Source organism: Propionibacterium acidifaciens (genome assembly GCF_003798325.1).
In the GTDB taxonomy this organism is placed as follows: Bacteria; Actinomycetota; Actinomycetes; order Propionibacteriales; family Propionibacteriaceae; genus Propionibacterium; species Propionibacterium acidifaciens.
This window is the reverse complement of the sequence record NZ_CP033719.1, coordinates 436,671-452,972: the sequence shown is the minus strand read 5'-3', so window position 1 is coordinate 452,972 and position 16,302 is coordinate 436,671. Positions and strand designations below refer to the sequence as shown.

15 protein-coding genes and 2 rRNA genes are annotated in these 16,302 nt (G+C 70.6%); 13 read left to right on the top strand and 4 right to left on the bottom strand.

The window, feature by feature from the left end:
- Nucleotides 1–123: 123 nt before the first annotated feature.
- A 23S ribosomal RNA gene (locus EGX94_RS01970) occupies nt 124–3,256 on the top strand.
- Nucleotides 3,257–3,380: 124 nt separating this feature from the next.
- Nucleotides 3,381–3,497: ribosomal RNA gene (gene rrf, locus EGX94_RS01965) — 5S ribosomal RNA — on the top strand.
- A 1,097-nt stretch (nt 3,498–4,594) separates the two neighbouring features.
- On the opposite strand, the gene EGX94_RS01960 is transcribed toward rrf, so the two are convergent.
- Nucleotides 4,595–4,906, bottom strand: a complete 312-nt coding sequence (locus EGX94_RS01960) for a hypothetical protein (RefSeq protein WP_081707401.1) — start codon at nt 4,904–4,906, stop codon at nt 4,595–4,597.
- On the opposite strand from EGX94_RS01960, the gene EGX94_RS01955 reads away from it, so the two are divergent.
- The 6 genes from EGX94_RS01955 (at nt 4,898) to EGX94_RS13255 (ending at nt 9,392) form a co-directional block, all read left to right on the top strand.
- Nucleotides 4,898–5,983, top strand: a complete 1,086-nt coding sequence (locus EGX94_RS01955) for a tetratricopeptide repeat protein (protein ID WP_081660804.1) — start codon at nt 4,898–4,900, stop codon at nt 5,981–5,983. The genes EGX94_RS01960 and EGX94_RS01955 overlap by 9 nt on opposite strands.
- Nucleotides 5,980–6,993 carry an HAD-IIA family hydrolase gene (locus EGX94_RS01950; RefSeq protein WP_021797652.1) on the top strand — a complete coding sequence of 338 codons (1,014 nt, stop codon included), beginning with the start codon at nt 5,980–5,982 and terminating at the stop codon, nt 6,991–6,993. Before EGX94_RS01955 ends, EGX94_RS01950 begins: the two co-directional genes overlap by 4 nt.
- Before the next feature lie 233 nt (nt 6,994–7,226).
- A complete protein-coding gene (locus EGX94_RS01945) occupies nt 7,227–7,838 on the top strand; it encodes a biotin transporter BioY (RefSeq protein WP_021797657.1) in 612 nt (203 codons plus the stop codon).
- A 7-nt stretch (nt 7,839–7,845) separates the two neighbouring features.
- Entirely contained in the window at nt 7,846–8,580 is a 735-nt protein-coding gene (locus EGX94_RS01940) for an energy-coupling factor ABC transporter ATP-binding protein (protein ID WP_021797653.1), read from the top strand.
- Nucleotides 8,577–9,194: an energy-coupling factor transporter transmembrane component T gene (locus EGX94_RS01935; protein ID WP_021797655.1), complete on the top strand. Its 618-nt coding sequence runs from the start codon at nt 8,577–8,579 to the stop codon at nt 9,192–9,194. Before EGX94_RS01940 ends, EGX94_RS01935 begins: the two co-directional genes overlap by 4 nt.
- Before the next feature lie 48 nt (nt 9,195–9,242).
- Nucleotides 9,243–9,392, top strand: coding sequence for a hypothetical protein (locus EGX94_RS13255; RefSeq protein WP_155945087.1), 150 nt, complete (start codon nt 9,243–9,245; stop codon nt 9,390–9,392).
- A gap of 130 nt (nt 9,393–9,522) precedes the next feature.
- Here EGX94_RS13255 and EGX94_RS01930 read toward each other — a convergent pair whose 3' ends face one another.
- From EGX94_RS01930 to EGX94_RS01920, 3 genes are read right to left on the bottom strand one after another with little or no spacing between them, the layout of a single operon-like run.
- Nucleotides 9,523–9,954, bottom strand: coding sequence for a hypothetical protein (locus EGX94_RS01930; RefSeq protein WP_021797659.1), 432 nt, complete (start codon nt 9,952–9,954; stop codon nt 9,523–9,525).
- A 6-nt stretch (nt 9,955–9,960) separates the two neighbouring features.
- A complete protein-coding gene (locus EGX94_RS01925) occupies nt 9,961–10,212 on the bottom strand; it encodes a hypothetical protein (RefSeq protein ID WP_021797648.1) in 252 nt (83 codons plus the stop codon).
- A gap of 15 nt (nt 10,213–10,227) precedes the next feature.
- Nucleotides 10,228–10,992: a VWA domain-containing protein gene (locus tag EGX94_RS01920; protein ID WP_028707088.1), complete on the bottom strand. Its 765-nt coding sequence runs from the start codon at nt 10,990–10,992 to the stop codon at nt 10,228–10,230.
- Nucleotides 10,993–11,468: 476 nt separating this feature from the next.
- Here EGX94_RS01920 and EGX94_RS01915 point away from each other — a divergent pair, with 476 nt between their 5' ends.
- The 5 genes from EGX94_RS01915 to recN are packed head-to-tail and all read left to right on the top strand — an operon-like array spanning nt 11,469 to nt 16,283.
- Entirely contained in the window at nt 11,469–12,659 is a 1,191-nt protein-coding gene (locus EGX94_RS01915; protein ID WP_021797649.1) for a helix-turn-helix domain-containing protein, read from the top strand.
- Nucleotides 12,660–12,669: 10 nt separating this feature from the next.
- Nucleotides 12,670–12,906 carry a hypothetical protein gene (locus EGX94_RS01910; protein WP_021797645.1) on the top strand — a complete coding sequence of 79 codons (237 nt, stop codon included), beginning with the start codon at nt 12,670–12,672 and terminating at the stop codon, nt 12,904–12,906.
- Nucleotides 12,903–13,643, top strand: a complete 741-nt coding sequence (locus EGX94_RS01905) for a TlyA family RNA methyltransferase (protein ID WP_021797650.1) — start codon at nt 12,903–12,905, stop codon at nt 13,641–13,643. Before EGX94_RS01910 ends, EGX94_RS01905 begins: the two co-directional genes overlap by 4 nt.
- A gap of 38 nt (nt 13,644–13,681) precedes the next feature.
- Nucleotides 13,682–14,596: an NAD kinase gene (locus tag EGX94_RS01900; protein WP_021797651.1), complete on the top strand. Its 915-nt coding sequence runs from the start codon at nt 13,682–13,684 to the stop codon at nt 14,594–14,596.
- Nucleotide 14,597: 1 nt separating this feature from the next.
- Nucleotides 14,598–16,283: a DNA repair protein RecN gene (gene recN / locus EGX94_RS01895; RefSeq protein ID WP_021797646.1), complete on the top strand. Its 1,686-nt coding sequence runs from the start codon at nt 14,598–14,600 to the stop codon at nt 16,281–16,283.
- The last annotated feature ends 19 nt before the right edge of the window (nt 16,284–16,302 follow it).

The window sequence follows — 16,302 nt, the reverse complement described above, 5'->3', positions numbered from 1 at the left end:
GGCTTCTTCGTCGGCGGTCGTGTGTCGGGCGGGTTCGTCCCGTGCGGCGTGCGGTTCCGTGCGTGTGTTGAGAACTTCATAGTGGACGCGAGCATCTTTGTAGTTTCGATTGACATGTGTGTTCGACAAGCTACTGAGTGCGATCGGTGGATGCCTAGGCACCAAGAGCCGATGAAGGACGTTGTGACCTGCGATAAGCCCCGGGGAGCTGGTGGACGAGCTTTGATCCGGGGATTTCCGAATGGGGGAACCTCGAAGGTGACCGGTCGTGAGGCCGGCGACTGCTCCCTGAATGTATAGGGGGGTGTGAGGGAACGTGGGGAAGTGAAACATCTCAGTACCCACAGGAGAAGAAGACAACAGTGATTCCGTGAGTAGTGGCGAGCGAAAGCGGAGGAGGCCAAACCGTGCGTGTGTGGACAGCTGGCAGGCGTTGCACGTGCGGGGTTGTGGGAGTGTTCTTGCCCGAGCTGTCAGGAGGGCGGGGAGTGACAAAGCGGTGTTGAAGTGGAAGCGGCTGGGAAGCCGTACCGGAGTGGGTGACAGTCCCGTACACGTATGACATCGTCTTCCTTGGGCACGTCCCAAGTAGCGCGGGACCCCTGAAATTCCGCGTGAATCCGGCGGGACCACCCGTCAAGCCTAAATACTCCTTGGTGACCGATAGCGGACCAGTACCGTGAGGGAACGGTGAAAAGTACCCCGGGAGGGGAGTGAAATAGTACCTGAAACCGGTCGCATACAATCCGTCGGAGCCCTCTTCGTGGGGGTGACGGCGTGCCTTTTGAAGAATGAGCCTGCGAGTTAGTGGTGTGTGGCGAGGTTAACCTGTGTGGGGTAGCCGTAGCGAAAGCGAGTCCGAACAGGGCGGTCCAGTCGCATGCTCTAGACCCGAAGCGGTGTGATCTACCCATGGCCAGGGTGAAGCGACGGTAAGACGTCGTGGAGGCCCGAACCCACCAGGGTTGCAAACCTGGGGGATGAGCTGTGGGTAGGGGTGAAAGGCCAATCAAACACTGTGATAGCTGGTTCTCCCCGAAATGCATTTGGGTGCAGCGTCGTGTGTTCCTTGTCGGAGGTAGAGCACTGGATGGTCTAGGGGGCCCATCAGCTTACTGAAATCAGCCAAACTCCGAATGCCGGCAAGTTGGAGCACGGCAGTGAGACGGCGGGGGATAAGCTTCGTCGTCGAGAGGGAAACAGCCCAGACCATCAGCTAAGGCCCCCAAGGGGCGGCTAAGTGGAAAAGGATGTGGAGTTGCGGTGACAACCAGGAGGTTGGCTTGGAAGCAGCCATCCTTGAAAGAGTGCGTAATAGCTCACTGGTCAAGTGATTCCGCGCCGACAATTCAGCGGGGCTCAAGCCGTCCGCCGAAGCTGTGGCGTCCGCGCGTGTGCCGGGTGCCGGGCCTTGTGTCCGGTGCCGGGCGTGTGGATGGGTAGGGGAGCGTTGTGCGTGCCGTGAAGCGTCGGGGTGACCCGGCGTGGAGTGCGCGCGAGTGAGAATGCAGGCATGAGTAGCGTTTTGACGGGTGGGAAACCCGTCCGCCGAATATCCAAGGGTTCCGGGGTCAAGTTGATCTGCCCCGGGTGAGTCGGGTCCTAAGGCGAGGCCGACAGGCGTAGTCGATGGTTGACGGGTTGATATTCCCGTACCGGCCCAGCAACGGTCCTGTCGAATCGGGTGATGCTAAGCACGCGAGATGTCTCCGGCGCTTTCGGGTGCCGGTGGCGTCGAGTCTGTGAACCGAGTCTGTAGTAGACAAGCTGCGGAGGGACGCAGGAAGGTAGCTCGACAGCCGTCATGGTAAGGCTGTCAAGTCTGTAGGGTGACTGGTAGGCAAATCCGCTGGTCGTGTGCCTGAGAGATGATGAGAGGGGCCCTGTCAGCAGGGTCCGTGTTCGAGTGATCCTATGCTGCCTAGAAAAGCTTCGTGAGCGAGTTGTTGTGCCGCCCGTACCCCAAACCGACACTGGTGGATAGGTAGAGAATACCGAGGCGATCGAGATAATCGTGGTGAAGGAACTCGGCAAAATCCTCCCGTAACTTCGGGACAAGGGAGACTTGAGGCGTGAGGGGCCCGCGCGGCCCTCAGCGCCGGGAGTCGCAGTGAATTGACCCAAGCGACTGCTTACTAAAAGCACAGGTCCGTGCGAAGTCGTAAGACGATGTATACGGACTGACTCCTGCCCGGTGCTGGAAGGTCAAGGGGAACCGTCAGCCTCTCGGCGAAGCGGTGAACTTAAGCCCCAGTAAACGGCGGTGGTAACTATAACCATCCTAAGGTAGCGAAATTCCTTGTCGGGTAAGTTCCGACCTGCACGAATGGAGTAACGACTTGGGTACTGTCTCCACCACGAGCTCGGTGAAATTGCATTACGAGTAAAGATGCTCGTTACGCGCAGCAGGACGGAAAGACCCCGGGACCTTCACTACAGTTTGGTATTGGTGATCGGTGCGGCTTGTGTAGGATAGGTGGGAGACTGTGAAGCGGCCACGCCAGTGGCCGTGGAGTCGTCGTTGAAATACCACTCTGGTCGTTCTGGTTGTCTAACCTCGGACCGTGACCCGGTTCAGGGACAGTGCCTGACGGGTAGTTTGACTGGGGCGGTCGCCTCCCAAAGAGTAACGGAGGCGCCCAAAGGTCCCCTCAGCCTGGTCGGCAACCAGGTGTCGAGTGCAAGTGCACAAGGGGGCTTGACTGTGAGACGGACACGTCGAGCAGGGACGAGAGTCGGGACTAGTGATCTTCTGGTGGCGTGTGGAAGCGCCAGAACTCAACGGATAAAAGGTACCCCGGGGATAACAGGCTGATCTTGCCCGAGCGCTCACAGCGACGGCATGGTTTGGCACCTCGATGTCGGCTCGTCGCATCCTGGGGCTGGAGTCGGTCCCAAGGGTTGGGCTGTTCGCCCATTAAAGCGGCACGCGAGCTGGGTTAAGAACGTCGTGAGACAGTTCGGTCCCTATCCGCTGCGCGCGTAGGAATCTTGAGAAGGGCTGTCCTCAGTACGAGAGGACCGGGACGGACCAACCTCTGGTGTGCCAGTTGTTCCTCCAGGAGCATGGCTGGTTGGCCACGTTGGGAAGTGATAACCGCTGAAAGCATCTAAGTGGGAAGCACGCTTCAAGATGAGGATTCCCCAGCCTCGTGCTGGTAAGGCCCCCGGCAGACCACCGGGTTGATGGGTCGGACGTGGAAGCGCCGCGAGGCGTGGAGCTGACCGATCCCAAACGGCCGAGAGGCTTGCCACACACACCCGCCCCACGAAGAGGGGGTGGGCCCGTGACTGCTGGTGCTCGCGTCCACTGTGTTGTTCTGGACACACGGACAGGAAACCCCGGCCAGGGGGCTCCGCCGTCCGGTGTCAGAGACCGTGCCGGTGGCCATGGCGGAAGGGAAACACCCGGTCCCATACCGAACCCGGAAGTTAAGCCTTCCAGCGCCGATGGTACTGCACGCGGGAGCGTGTGGGAGAGTAGGAGACCGCCGGACCACACACCATCCCCCGCAGGGGGCCGGGAACCCCACCAAGGGCCCCCCACCCCCTGCGGGGGACAACCATTCAACAACCACACCAGCACCAGACACCCCACCAGACAACCGGGCAGCCGACCGGCAGGACCCCCACCCCCGACCGAACCACAGACAACACCACCCGACCAGACCCCGCACCAGCCACCCGAACACGACAACACCACCAACCACCAACCAAACCCACAGGCCGGACGGCGCCGATCCGCTCGTTCACCTGTGCTCTTCATCTCACTCGTCAATAGGGTCGCTTCGTAGCCGGGCAGGACGGAAACATGAACAGGTCATCGGATCATTCGAACGCTCGGGGGCCTCATCGTGACCGCGGTGACGGATGGGGCGGTTCCCAAGGCGGCTCCTCCGGTCGTCGTCGTTCCGGTGGTGGCGGTCCCGCCCGCGAGCGTGGCTTCGGCTCCTGGGGCGACCGTGACGGTTCCGCCCCGCGGGGCGACCGCGGTCGGAGTCGTGGCGGTCAGGAGCGCCGCGTGTACCGCGGCGGCCGGGGCTCCCGGCGGGACGACTCGCCCCGCGGCGACGGGGGCTGGGGCTCCCGGTACACCGGTGACCGCCGGGAGGGGCAGGATCGCCGTGACGGCGGGCCCTGGGCCGGTCGTGGACGGCGTCCCGATCCCGTCAGGGGCTCGGGAAGCTCCCGTGATCGTCGCTGGGGCGACGACCGGCGGAGCGCGGAGCGCGGAGCCCGGGACGATCGGCGAGGTCAGGGGCGCGGTCGCTGGGACGATCGCGGGGACCGGGCCCGCCGTGACGGCGGCCGCGGTCGCGGTGAGGATCGATACGAGTCCCGACGCGATGGGGGCCGTCGTGAGGGCCGTACCGGGGCCGGCCGTCATGATGACCGAGGGGGCCGAGGCGCACGCGACTGGCGCGACGAGCGGCGCACCGGTCACGGCCGGGATGACCGGTGGCGGACCGCCGGCTCCGAGCGCGAGGACCGCAACGGCCTCCGCCGGCCCAGGGACGCGGGGGCCGGTGGCGGCCGTGATGACCGCTGTCGGGGATCCTCGGGGCGTCCGGCGCGCGACGACCGCTGGGGCCGCTCAGGCGAGGGCCGTGGAGGTTCCCGCGGGTACTCCGCCGGGCGCGGCGGCGACCGTCGGGGTGGTCGTGACGGGTCCCGGTCCGGGCGCGCCGATCGCCCGGGGCGCCGGTCCTGGCAGGACGACCGCGGAGACCGGCGTCGTGACGACGATCGCGTCCGCCGTGACGAACGCGTCGCACCCCCCGGTCTGGAGCGTCCCGACGACGAGCCCGAGGTCGATCTCGACTTCGACGAACGGCTGCTGCCGCGGGCGGTGCGCGCCGAACTCCGCGGTCTTCCTCTCGACTTGGCCCGCGAGGTCATGGCCCACCTCATCGCCGCGGGCGAACTGATCGACGAGGATCCCGCGCTGGCGAACCGGCATGCCCGGGCCGCCCGTCGGCGCGCGGCCCGTCTGCCCGTGATCCGTGAGGCGTCCGCGGAGGCCGCCTACGCGGCGGAGGACTACGCCACAGCGCTCACCGAGTACCGGGCCGTGGCCCGCATGACCGGCAGCGACGAGTACCTGCCCGTCATCGCCGACTGCGAGCGCGCCATGGGCCGCCACGACCAGGCGTTGCGGACCATTCGTCAGGGCCATGCGGCCCCGCTGGGGGCGGCGCAGCACGTCGAACTGGTCCTCGTCGAGGCCGGCCTCCGGCACGACGTGGGTCAGGACGAGGAGGCCCTGCGCGTGCTTCGCAGGGCCATCGAGGCCAAGCTCGGCAGGCCCTCGTCGCAGGCCCGCCTGCGCTACGCCTATGCGGACATCCTCGCCCAGCGCGGTGACGTCCACCATGCCGTCACATGGTTCACGGCCGCCGGCAGGCTCGACGGGGAGCACGCCCTCGACGTCGCCGACCGTCTGGAGGCCCTGGGCGCAGAGGTGCCCGATGCCTTCCGGCCCCCGATCGACGAGACCGACGAGGATCTCTACGTCGAGGAGCAGGAGCCCGAGGACGTCCGACCCGAGGACGGGCGCACGACGGGTGCGGGCGATTCCGAACGGCCTTCCGAGGAGGCCCCCGACCCCCGCGAGGGCGACGAACCCGACGGCTCCCGACCGGTCGGTGCGGTGATCCCCGTCGATGCGACGGCCCTTGGTGGACCCGTCGTCGACGGTCCGGACGTCGCCGTTGCCGGCGGGGGCGGCGCTGCCGATCCGTCCGGGCGGGACGACGCCGGAGCCGGCCTCGGGGGAACCGGCCCGACCGACGAGGACGGCGCCGGGGCGCCGCGCCCAGACGAGGAGGACCGGCCCTGCGCGGGCGAGGTCGTGGAGGTCGCCGTTGCCGGCGGGGACGGTGCGGCCGATCCGTCCGGGCGGGACGACGCCGGAGCCGGTCCGAGCGACGAGGCGGCGTCCGAAGCGGTGGCCGATGATGGTGAGACCGAGGAGAATCGGTGAGCGAGAAGCTGTGCGCCCGGTACGACGCTGCGCTGTTCGACCTGGACGGTGTGATCTACCTCGGTCCACGGGCCGTCGAGGGAGCCCCCGAGGGGGTCGACGGTCTGCGCGCCGAGGGCGTCAGGGTCGGTTTCGTCACGAACAACGCCGCCCGCACCCCGCGAACGGTCGCCGAGCACCTCACGCGGATCGGCGTCCGTTGCGATGTCGCCGATGTTGTCACGAGCGCCCAGGCGTCGGCCAGGATGCTCGCCGAGACCCTGCCCGCGGGTTCCCGGGTCCTCATCAGCGGCACCAGCGCGCTCGCCGCCGAGATCGAGGCCGCCGGTCTGACCCCCGTGTGGTGCAGCCGCGACGAGCCAGCCGCCGTGATCCAGGGCTATGACCCCGAGATGACCTGGCCGCGCGTCACGGACGCTGCGCACGCAGTGCAGGCCGGTGCCCGCTGGTTCGCCACGAACCCCGACATGACCCGTCCCACCGACCTCGGCCTGGAGCCCGGTGTCGGCACTCAGATCGCCACCCTGCGGGTCTGCCTGGGTCCCGGTGCCGAGCCCGAGATGGCGGGGAAGCCGTACCCGCCGCTGCTGCGGGAGACCGTCCGCCGGCTGTCCGCCGAGCGCCCGATCTTCGTGGGGGACCGCCTCGACACCGACATCGAGGGCGCCCACAACGTCGACATGGACTCGCTCTTCGTCTTCACGGGGGCCCACGGCGTGCGCGATCTGCTCGCCGCCGACGCCCCCTGGCGGCCCACCCGCATCGGGTACGACATCCGTGCGCTGCTGGAACCGGTCCGCAGCGCCGAGGTTGTCGAGGACTCGGCGAGATGCGGCTCGTCGGTCGCCACCGTCGTCGACGGCAAGCTGTGGGTCGACGGCGTCGGGACCGACCGGCGGGGCCAGCTCGATGCGTTGTGGGCGGCACTGCAGCTGGCCTGGCGCGCAGCCGACGAGGGCGTCGTGGTCGACACCGAGGAGCTCGCCCGCGCGCTCGACCTACTGCACTGAGCCCAGCCCCGCCCGCCTCTGTCGGGGGTGCGGCTCGCAGCGGGCTCCTCCGCCGCGTCGAGGGGGCGCGGGGCGGTGCGGTGACGCGTGCTCGTCCGGGGCGGTGCCGTCCGGGCGCCGGCGCGGAGCGGGTGCCCACGGCACGAGCTGGTTGAACACTGTTCAGGAGTGTCTGTACGATGGGTGTGCGCCACCGCAGTGGGGCGCCCGGAACGACACACAGGAGCTCGCCGATGATCACCGAGGATGAGAAGAACACCGCGTCACGGAGCGGCCTCACCGCCTCCGACTTGGCCCTCATCGCGGTCTTCGCCGCCCTCATCGCGGTCTTCGCCCTCATTCCGGCCGTTTTCACGGTGGGGGCGGTTCCCTTCGCCTTCCACATGATCATCATCGTCCTCGCGCCCTTGGTGCTCGGCGCCTGGCGCTCGGTCTGCTCGGTGCTCCTGTACCTGCTCGTCGGGGTGGCCGGTCTGCCGGTCTTCAGCGGCGGCCGCTCGGGCCCGAGCATCTTCGTGAGCGCCAGCGGGGGCTATGTGATCGGCTGGGTCGTCGCCGTCCTCGTCGCGGGGGCCCTCCGCACCGCGCTGCTGCGCAGGCGCCCCCGCAAGGGCCTGCTCGCCGTCTGGCTGACCGTGGCAGGTGTCGTCTGCGTCGTCATCACCCATCTGTTCGGCGTCGCATGGTTCATGGTGGCGCCCAATCTGCACATGGGTCTCGGCGCGGCCCTGCTGACCACGGCCCCCTTCTTCCCGCTGGACCTCCTCAAGGTCGTCATCGCCGCTCTGCTCGCGGTGGCGGTGCTGTCGGCCTTCCCGCGGCTCATGCCCGCCAGGAAGGCGTGAACCGTCGATGATCGAGTACCGGCAGGCGGGTGTGGAGGTCGACGGTTACGACCTCGACGGACGCGCGGTGACGACGCGGATCCTGCGCGACGTCACGCTCAGCCTGCCGCAGCGGCGCATCGCCGTCATCGGCGCCAACGGCTCCGGCAAGTCGACACTCCTCAAGCTCGTCAACGGCCTGATCAGGGCGACCAGCGGGCAGGTGCTCGTCGAGGGGCTCGACCCCGCCCGTGAGGGCAGGGCCGTGCGCCGGAGAGTGGGCCATGTCTTCACCGATCCTGCCGCCCAGCTCGTCATGGCGACCCCGCTGGAGGAGATCGAGCTCAGCCTGCGCGCGAGCATCAGGAACCGGGTCGAGCGCCAGCGCCGGGCCCTGGAGGTGCTGGCCTCGCACGGCCTCGAGCATGTCGCCAATCGTTCCGTGCACACCCTCTCGGGTGGTGAGCGCCAGCTCGTCGCGCTGGCCGCGGTGCTGGCGGTGGGGCCCTCGATCGTCATCGCCGACGAGCCCACGACCCTGCTCGACCTGAGGAACAGGATCATCCTCGGCCGCGCCTTCGACGGGCTCGACCAGCAGCTCGTGTGCTCCACGCACGACCTGGAGCTGGCCGCCCGCATGGACCGGGTCCTCCTCGTCGATGCCGGGCGCGTCATGGGAGACGGCTCCCCCCAGGAGATCATCGCCCGGTACCGCGAGCAGATGGCCGTGCGAGCGGATGAACCCGCGGGCGGGCGTCGATGAGGCTCGAGAACTACCTGGGCGCCTACCGGGCCGGTGACTCGCTGATGCACCGGGCCCCGGTGGTGGTGAAGTACCTGCTGCTCGTCGTGCTGGGCGTGGTGCCCTTCTTCGCCGGGCGCTGGCCCGTCTCGGCGGCGACGCTCGTGCTCTCGGCGCTCGTGCTCGTCGTGGGCGCCCGGCGCAGCCCGCGCGAGCTCGACCCGATGCTCGGCGTGCTCGTCATGAGCGCGCTCATCCTCGTCTACGACTCCTTCTTCCTGAGCTGGCGCAACGGCGTCGTCTTCGTCTGCGGCACGCTCTCGTGCCTGTGGCTGGCCCGCGTGCTCACCTGCACGACGCCCGCCTCGGTGCTCATGGACGCCATCGCCTCGCTCGCCAGGCCCTTCAAACCGCTCGGGGCCAGTCCGGAGAGGTTCGCGCTGACGATCAACATCATGTGGAACTCGATCCCGGGTCTGCTGCTGAGCGTGCGCCAGGTGCGCGACGCCGCCCGGGCCCGCGGGATCGAGCGGGCCGGTTGGCGCTTCGTCGCGCCCGTGATCGTCGGCGCCGTCGGCCGTGCCCTCGAGATGGGCGAGGCCCTCCAGGCGCGGGGCCTGGCCGACAACGACTGAGTCGACCAGGCCCCGCGGCGCGCCCGTGCGTGGCAACGGCGTCGGCGCGTGGTGAACCAGATGCCGAGGCTGCCGCCGACGACGAGCAGGATGTGCTTCACCGACGTGGCGGAGGAGGGGCCCTTCGCGGTCGGGCCGGCGGTTGCGGTCGTCCTGCTGTCGGAGGGCGACGGGGTGGCCGTGAGGGACTCCTCGTAGGTCCGGTAGTTCGGCGGCGGCAGGATGTCGCCGACGGCCTGCACGTAGAGCCGGTAGCCGAACTCCGAGCCGGCGAGGGCCTCGTCGTCGGACATCGCGACGGTCACCGTGTGGTCGCCGGCCTGGTCGGTCAGCGCACTGCTCCCCGGGGCGTGGACGATGGGATCGGTGACCATGGGGTCTCCGTGTCGGAGCCCGTCTTGTCCACGGCGCGGCTGGTCACGCTGTGCGGTTCGCCGTCCGCCCCGATGAGGCTCGTGGCGATGCGGGGAAGGCTGTCGGTCTTGCGATTGAGCTTGCCCGCCTGGTCGTTCGTGACGGGCATGACGTTGATGCTGCTCGCGATGGACTGGCCCCAGCGGGCCGGCACGGTGAAGGTCTGCATCTCGCCGGGCACGATCGTGCTCTGGTAGAGCTTGTTCGTCTCGAGCCGGGGGCCGGAGGCCGGGGAGCTGCCGCCCTGGATCTGGGTTGTGGCGCCGCCGAACTTGCTCGTCGTGTCCTGGAAGTCGCCCTCGTCGGCGTTCTCGGCGGCGGCCCCCTGGGCGTCGGCGTCGGCCACCCGCGGCTACTCGCCGACCTTGAGCTGGAGCGAGCGGTTCGTGGTGAGGTCGAGGTCGCTCAGGTCGACCTTGAGGATCATCTGGTCGGCGTCGCGGCAGTCGGTCTGGTAGTCGTCCCTGATCGACATGGCACCGGCGGTGAGGTAGGGATCGTAGGAGGAGCCGCTGATGCTGTCCCAGCTCGAGCTGGCGCGGGAGTCGTTTCCCACCAGGAGCTCGGCCTTGACGATTCTTGCCCGATTCGGTCTCCTGCTCATGGGAGGTGCTGGGGATCAGCGCCGTGGCGGCGATGTCGGTCTGCTTGGCGCTGCGCTTGACGACGTAGTAGCGGGTGAGGGTGTCGGACTCGTTGCCGGTGGCGGGGATCGTGTCCTTCCAGTAGCCAGCCGGAGCCCACCGTGGGGGCGCTGCCCGCATTGGCGGTGCCGGTGACCTCGGCCCCGTCGTAGTCGAAGGGGCGCACGTCGCGGTCCTGGACGGCCTGCTGCAGCGCCTTGGTCAGGTCCCGGTGTCCCGTAGTACTTGCCCTTGTCGGCCACGCACTGGAGCTGCTGGCGCGTCGTCTCGTCGACTGACAGGCCCACGACGTCGATCGTGAGGTCGACGCCGGTGAAGGCCAGCGACTCGGCCGTGGGGCAGGGATCGCCGCAGGTCGACTCGCCGTCGGAGACGAGCACGTTGGAGCGCTTGCCGCTGCCGCCCCGGTCGGTGCCGGCCTGCTCGAGCGCCTTGGGGATCGGCGTCCAGCCGTTGGGGGAGTACTTGCCGATGGCCGAGATGAGCTGGGCCCGGTTGCCGGAGGCGATGTCGACGGTCCGCTGGGTGTCGTCGCAGGCCTCGGCGGGCATCGGGTCGGTGTTCACGGTGGCGCCGAGCACGCGCATGCCGACCTTCGCGTCGGTGGGCAGCGAGTTGACGAGCGAGGTGAGTGACTTGCGGGCGGCGTCGATCGTGGGCGTTCCAGTGCCGTCCTCGGAGGCCATCGAGCCCGAGGCGTCGAGGACGACCGCATCATCTTCGCCATGCCGCTCGTGCACGGCGGCTCCGCGTCGGGGCTGCTGCGCGACTACGGCTCGTTGCCGCAGGCCTGGGTGCTGCCGGCCATCGGCCAACTGCTCGAGGCCCTCCACGTCATCCACTCGGCAGGGCTCGTCCACTGCGACGGAAGCCCGCCGACATCCTGCTGCGCCCGGGCTGCGCGCCGGACATCGTCCTCTCGGACTCCGGCACGGCGGCACCCATCGCGGAGCCCCGGCTCGCGCGGGCGACCCGTCTTCTTGTCCCTGGAGCCCGGCTGCCAAGAAGCGGAGCCCCGGCTCGCGCGGGTGACCCAGGTGATCGGCACGCCCGACCACGTGTCCCCCGGGGCCAGGTACGGGGCGGACCCCGAACCCGCCCAGGACCTGTACGCGGTGGGCGTCGTCCTCATCGAGCTGCTCACGGGGCCCGCCCGGGCCAGGACGGCCCGGCCCTTGTCCCGGACCGGTTCGCGGGCACCCCGCTGGGGACCTTCATGGCGCATCTTCTGGCCGACGTCCCCCGGCGCACCGCCAGCGCGGCCCAGGCCTGGCAGGAGCTCGCCGCCGTCGTGCCGGCGCCCGCCGTCGACGAGCCCGTCGAGGTCTTCGACCAGATCGGACCCCTGCTGGGGGGGTCGGACGGGCTCCTGCCCGCGGGCAGGAGCGGCGCCGAGGAGCGCCACGTGCCAGTCCGGGCCGCCGACGGCGTCGTGACCGGGGTCAGCCCCCGGCCGGTCCTCGCGCAGACCAGCCCCTCGCCCGGCCCGTGGTCCGCAGCCCCCGGATGGGAGATCGGCGCCATGGCCCCGCCCGGGCACGCCTCGCCCGTCCCCGTCGTGGCCCATGCTCTCGCCGCGCCGGTCCAGGGCGGTCCCGCCGCGCCCGGTCGCGGTGCGTCGGCCCAGGCCGTCCCGGCCGCTCCGGTCCACGGCGCCTCAGGCGCGGGGCGGAACCGCGGGCGCGTGGCCTCCCCGCTGGTGGTCGGGGGCGGTGCGCTGTGCATCCTCGTGGCGGTCGTCCTGATCCTGGGAGGGGCACCGCCCGATGTCGAGACTTGCTGCAAATCGGCGTCGAGTGGCTCGCATGGTCGCTCCCGAGGAAGTCCGCATGCAGCAGACCGCTCTCTACGGGCCCCGCTGTCCGATGTGTTCAAGCGGTGCGGGCAGGCGCTGGGGCTGAACCAGTCCGAGCTGGCCCGCCTGCTCGGCATTTCGGCGCCCATGCTCTCCCAGCTCATCAACGCCCGCCGCATCAAGATCGCGAACCCCGTCGCCGCGGCTCGCCTGACCCGGATGGTCTCGCTCGCGGACGAGGTGAGGACGGGGCTGCTCACCGCCGCGGACGCCATCGGCCGCGAGGCCGACGGGGTCTCCGAGATCCCCGTCGCGACGCTCATCAGGAGCCTGCCGAGGACGACCGCGAGCCAGGTGCAGGAAGCTCTTCCGTGCGACGGCCGCAGCCCCGGACTACTTGCGCGCCGCCGAGCTCATCCGTCCGGTCAGCCCCGAGATCGCCGAACTGCTCCAGGTCTTCGGCGCGGAACGGCTCGACCGGGCGGAGGCCTTCGTCCGCGCCCGCGGGCTCGCCTGAGCGGCCGCCGCGGCGCCTGGAGCAGGCCGAGCGCTGCTCGCAGAACTCCTCGCCTGAGCGGCCGCCTCTTGGACCCCGCCCCGCCGGTGGCCTAGGCTCGGCGCCATGAGCGCATCCCCGCAGGACGACCCCGCCGAGCCCGAGGCCGTGCCCGGGCCGCGGGCCGGAGAGCCCCCGGTCACCGGGAACCGCCTCGTCGACGGGGTGCTCGCCGAGCTGGCCGGCGTCGACGCCCTGCCCGTCGGGGAACGGCTCGAACGCCTCACCGCGGCCCAGCAGGGCCTCGCCGAGATCCTCGACGGAACCCGCGCCGAGTCCCCCGATCCCGGCCGCCGCCCGTGACCCCGGGTCCCGGGCGCCGCCGGCTCGACCTCGAACTGCCCGCCAGGGGGCTGGCGCGTTCACGCTCCCATGCGCTCGAACTCATCAGATCGGGACGGGTGCGCGTCGCCGGCGACGTCGTCACGAGGGCGTCGACACCGGTCGGGCCCGACGACGCGCTCCTCGTCGAGACCGACCCGTGGGTCTCGCGCGCCGCTCACAAGCTCCTCGGCGCGCTCGACGAGTCCGGCGTGACGGTGCCCGCCAGGGTTCTCGACGCCGGGGCCTCCACCGGGGGATTCACCCAGGTGCTCCTGTCGCGCGGCGCCCGGCGGGTCTACGCCGTCGACGTCGGCCACGGACAGCTGGCCCCGCCGCTGCGCGCCGACCCGCGCGTGCGGAACCTGGAGGGGGTCAACCTGCGCGGGCTCGGCCTCGACCACGTGGACGGGGCGCCCGTCGACCTGGCCGTCGGCGACGTCTCGTTCATCTCGCTCCGCCTCGTCATGGCGCCCGTCCTCGGCGTCCTCGCTCCCGGAGCCACGGCGCTGCTCCTCGTCAAACCCCAGTTCGAGGTGGGGCGGCAGCGGCTGGGCGCCGGGGGAGTGGTGACCGATGAGACGGAGCGGGCTGGGGCCGTGGACCGGGTGCTCGACGAGGCCGCCCGGCTGGGCTGGGAGTGCTTCTGGCGGGCCCCGAGCCGGCTGCCCGGGCCGGCGGGCAACGTCGAGTTCTTCATCGGACTGCGCCGGGCCTGAGCAGGCCCGGCACGGCGGCGGCCGCTAGGCTTGCCGCCGTGGAAGAAACCCGTCGCGTCGCCGTCGTCATCCATCCGACCCGTCCGGAGGCGGTCACCGCCGCCGTCCGTTTCATCGACGGCATGCGGCGCCACACCATCGAGTGCGTGGTCGAGGCGAACCACGTCGATCAGGTGCGGGAGCAGCTGCCCGACGCCTACATCAGCCCGCTTGCCGTCGGCTCCCGGGTCGAGCTCATCGTCGTCTTCGGCGGCGACGGCTCCATGCTGCGCGCCTCCGAGTGGGCGCTGCCGCGCGGTATCCCGCTGCTCGGCGTCAACCTGGGCCACGTCGGCTTCCTCGCGGAACTGGAGGCCTCCGAGATCCGCGAGCTCATCGAGAAGGTCGCGGCGCGCGACTACACGATCGAGCGGCGCCTCACGCTCGGCGCGCACGTCTTCGACACCGACGGCACGACCCTGTGGAACTCCTTCGCGGTCAACGAGGTGAGCACCGAGAAGGCCTCGCGCCGCAGGATGGCCGACCTCATGGTCTCCATCGACGGGCGGCCGCTCTCGCGCTGGGCGTGCGACGGCGTGCTCGTCGCGTCCGCGTCCGGCTCCACCGCCTACGGATTCAGTGCCGGCGGGCCCGTCATCTGGCCGAACACCGAGGCCTTCGAGGTCGTCCCGATCGCCGCCCACGCCCTCTTCGCGCAGGCCTGCGTCGTCGCCCCCAGCTCCCAGGTGGAGCTCCAGCTCATGGGCGGCGATCTGGGGCCCGACGCCGTCGTGTGGTGCGACGGGCGGCGCAGCGCCGACCTGCGCTCCGGCTGCTCGATCGTCATCGAGCGCTACCCTCAGGACCTGCAGATCGCCCGCCTGTCCGAGCAGCCCTTCACCACCCGGCTCGTCAAGAAGTTCGGGCTCGACGTCGAGGGCTGGCGCGCCCCAAGGCGCAATCCGAGGTTCTGACGTGCTCACCGGCCTGCGCCTCTCCTCGCTGGGCGTCATCGGCTCCGCAGAGATCGAGCCCGCCGCCGGCCTCACCGCCGTCACGGGCGAGACCGGGGCGGGCAAGACGATGATCGTCACCGGCCTCGGCCTCCTGCTCGGCGGCCGCGCTGACGCCGGCGCCGTCCGTCGCGGCGCCGACCGCGCGCAGGTCGAGGGCGTCTTCACCGGCCTCGGCCCGGTCGCCGGACGTCTCGACGAGCTCGGCGCCGAGACCGACGACGGCGAGCTCATCGTCACCCGCCGGGTCCGCTCGACCGGAGGCTCCCGCGCCTGGCTCGGCGGAGTGCCCGTGCCGCTCGGAGTCCTGGGCCCGATCACCGGCGAGCTCGCCACCATCCACGGCCAGTCGGAGCAGATCCGTCTGGGCACCCCCGAGCGCCAGCGCGAGGTGCTCGACGCCGCGGGCGGGCCCGAGCTGGCCCGGGCCCTCGCCCGCTACCGCGTCGACTTCGAGGAGCGCCGGCGGGTCGTCGCCGAGCTCGACGAACGCACCCGGCACGCCCGCGAGCGCGCCCAGGAGCACGACATGCTCGCCCTCGGCCTCGAGGAGATCGCGGCGGTCGACCCGCAGCCCGGTGAGGACGCCCGGCTCGCCGTCCAGGCCGAGCGTCTCCAAGGGCTCGACGACCTGCGGATGCTCGCCGCGAGCGCCGGGCACGCCCTGTCGGGCGCCGATGACGGCGATGACGACGACCCCGGCGCGCTGGGCCTCATCGGGCGGGCGCGCACGCAGGTGCACCGCATGGCCGACACTGACGCCCAGGCGGGGCCCCTGGCGGCTCAGCTCGACCAGCTGGCGGCCCTCGTGCAGGACGCCGCCGTCGACCTGGCCGGCTACCTGGCGGACCTCGACGCAGACCCCGCCCTGCTGGAGACCGTCACCGGCCGTCGCGCGGCCCTGGCCGGACTCACCCGCAAGTACGGCGCCGACGTCGACGGGGTGCTCGCCTGGGCCCGAGACGCCGCCGAGCGCCTGCGCGACCTGTCCGGGGACGACGAGCGGATCGAGCAGCTGCGCGCCCGCCGCGCCGAGCTCGACGCGGCCCTGGCCGAGCGGGCCGGGCGCATCCACGCGCTGCGGGCGGCGGCCGCCGAGCGCCTCATGCGGGACGCCGGCGCCGAGCTCGCCGCCCTCGCCATGCCGAACGCGCGCCTGCTCCTCGAGCTCGAGCCGCTGCCCGAACCGGGCCCGTACGGCGCCGACCAGGTGCGCCTGCTGTTCAGCGCCAACCCGGGCCAGAGCCCCGCGCCGCTCTCCCGGGTCGCGTCCGGCGGTGAGCTCTCCCGCGTGCGTCTGGCCCTCGAGGTCGTCCTGGCCGGCGGCGAGGAGGGGCACACCTTCGTCTTCGACGAGGTCGACGCGGGCATCGGCGGCCAGGTGGCCCTCGAGGTCGGGCGGCGCCTCAAGCGCCTCGCCGCCCATGCGCAGGTCATCGTCGTCACCCATCTCGCGCAGGTGGCGGCCTTCGCCGACTCCCACCTCGTGGTGACCAAGTCGACGGACGGGCGGGTCACCAGCTCCGACGTGCGCCGCGTCGAGGGCGCCGAGCGCGAGGCCGAGATCGCCCGGCTCATGGCCGGGACGGCGTCGGAGGTGGCGCTGCGGCACGCCCGCGAGCTCCTGGCCCGGGCGGCGGAGGGGTGAGTGGGCCGGTCGGGTCGTG

Coding starts and splice junctions, on each gene's coding strand:
- EGX94_RS01945 (WP_021797657.1), top strand. CDS start 7,227: ATGATCACCGAGGATGAGAAGAACACCGCGTCACGGAGCGGCCTCACC.
- EGX94_RS01935 (WP_021797655.1), top strand. CDS start 8,577: ATGAGGCTCGAGAACTACCTGGGCGCCTACCGGGCCGGTGACTCGCTG.
- EGX94_RS01955 (WP_081660804.1), top strand. CDS start 4,898: ATGGCCCACCTCATCGCCGCGGGCGAACTGATCGACGAGGATCCCGCG.
- EGX94_RS01910 (WP_021797645.1), top strand. CDS start 12,670: ATGAGCGCATCCCCGCAGGACGACCCCGCCGAGCCCGAGGCCGTGCCC.
- EGX94_RS01925 (WP_021797648.1), bottom strand. CDS start 10,212: ATGAGCAGGAGACCGAATCGGGCAAGAATCGTCAAGGCCGAGCTCCTG.
- EGX94_RS01940 (WP_021797653.1), top strand. CDS start 7,846: ATGATCGAGTACCGGCAGGCGGGTGTGGAGGTCGACGGTTACGACCTC.
- EGX94_RS01915 (WP_021797649.1), top strand. CDS start 11,469: ATGGCGCATCTTCTGGCCGACGTCCCCCGGCGCACCGCCAGCGCGGCC.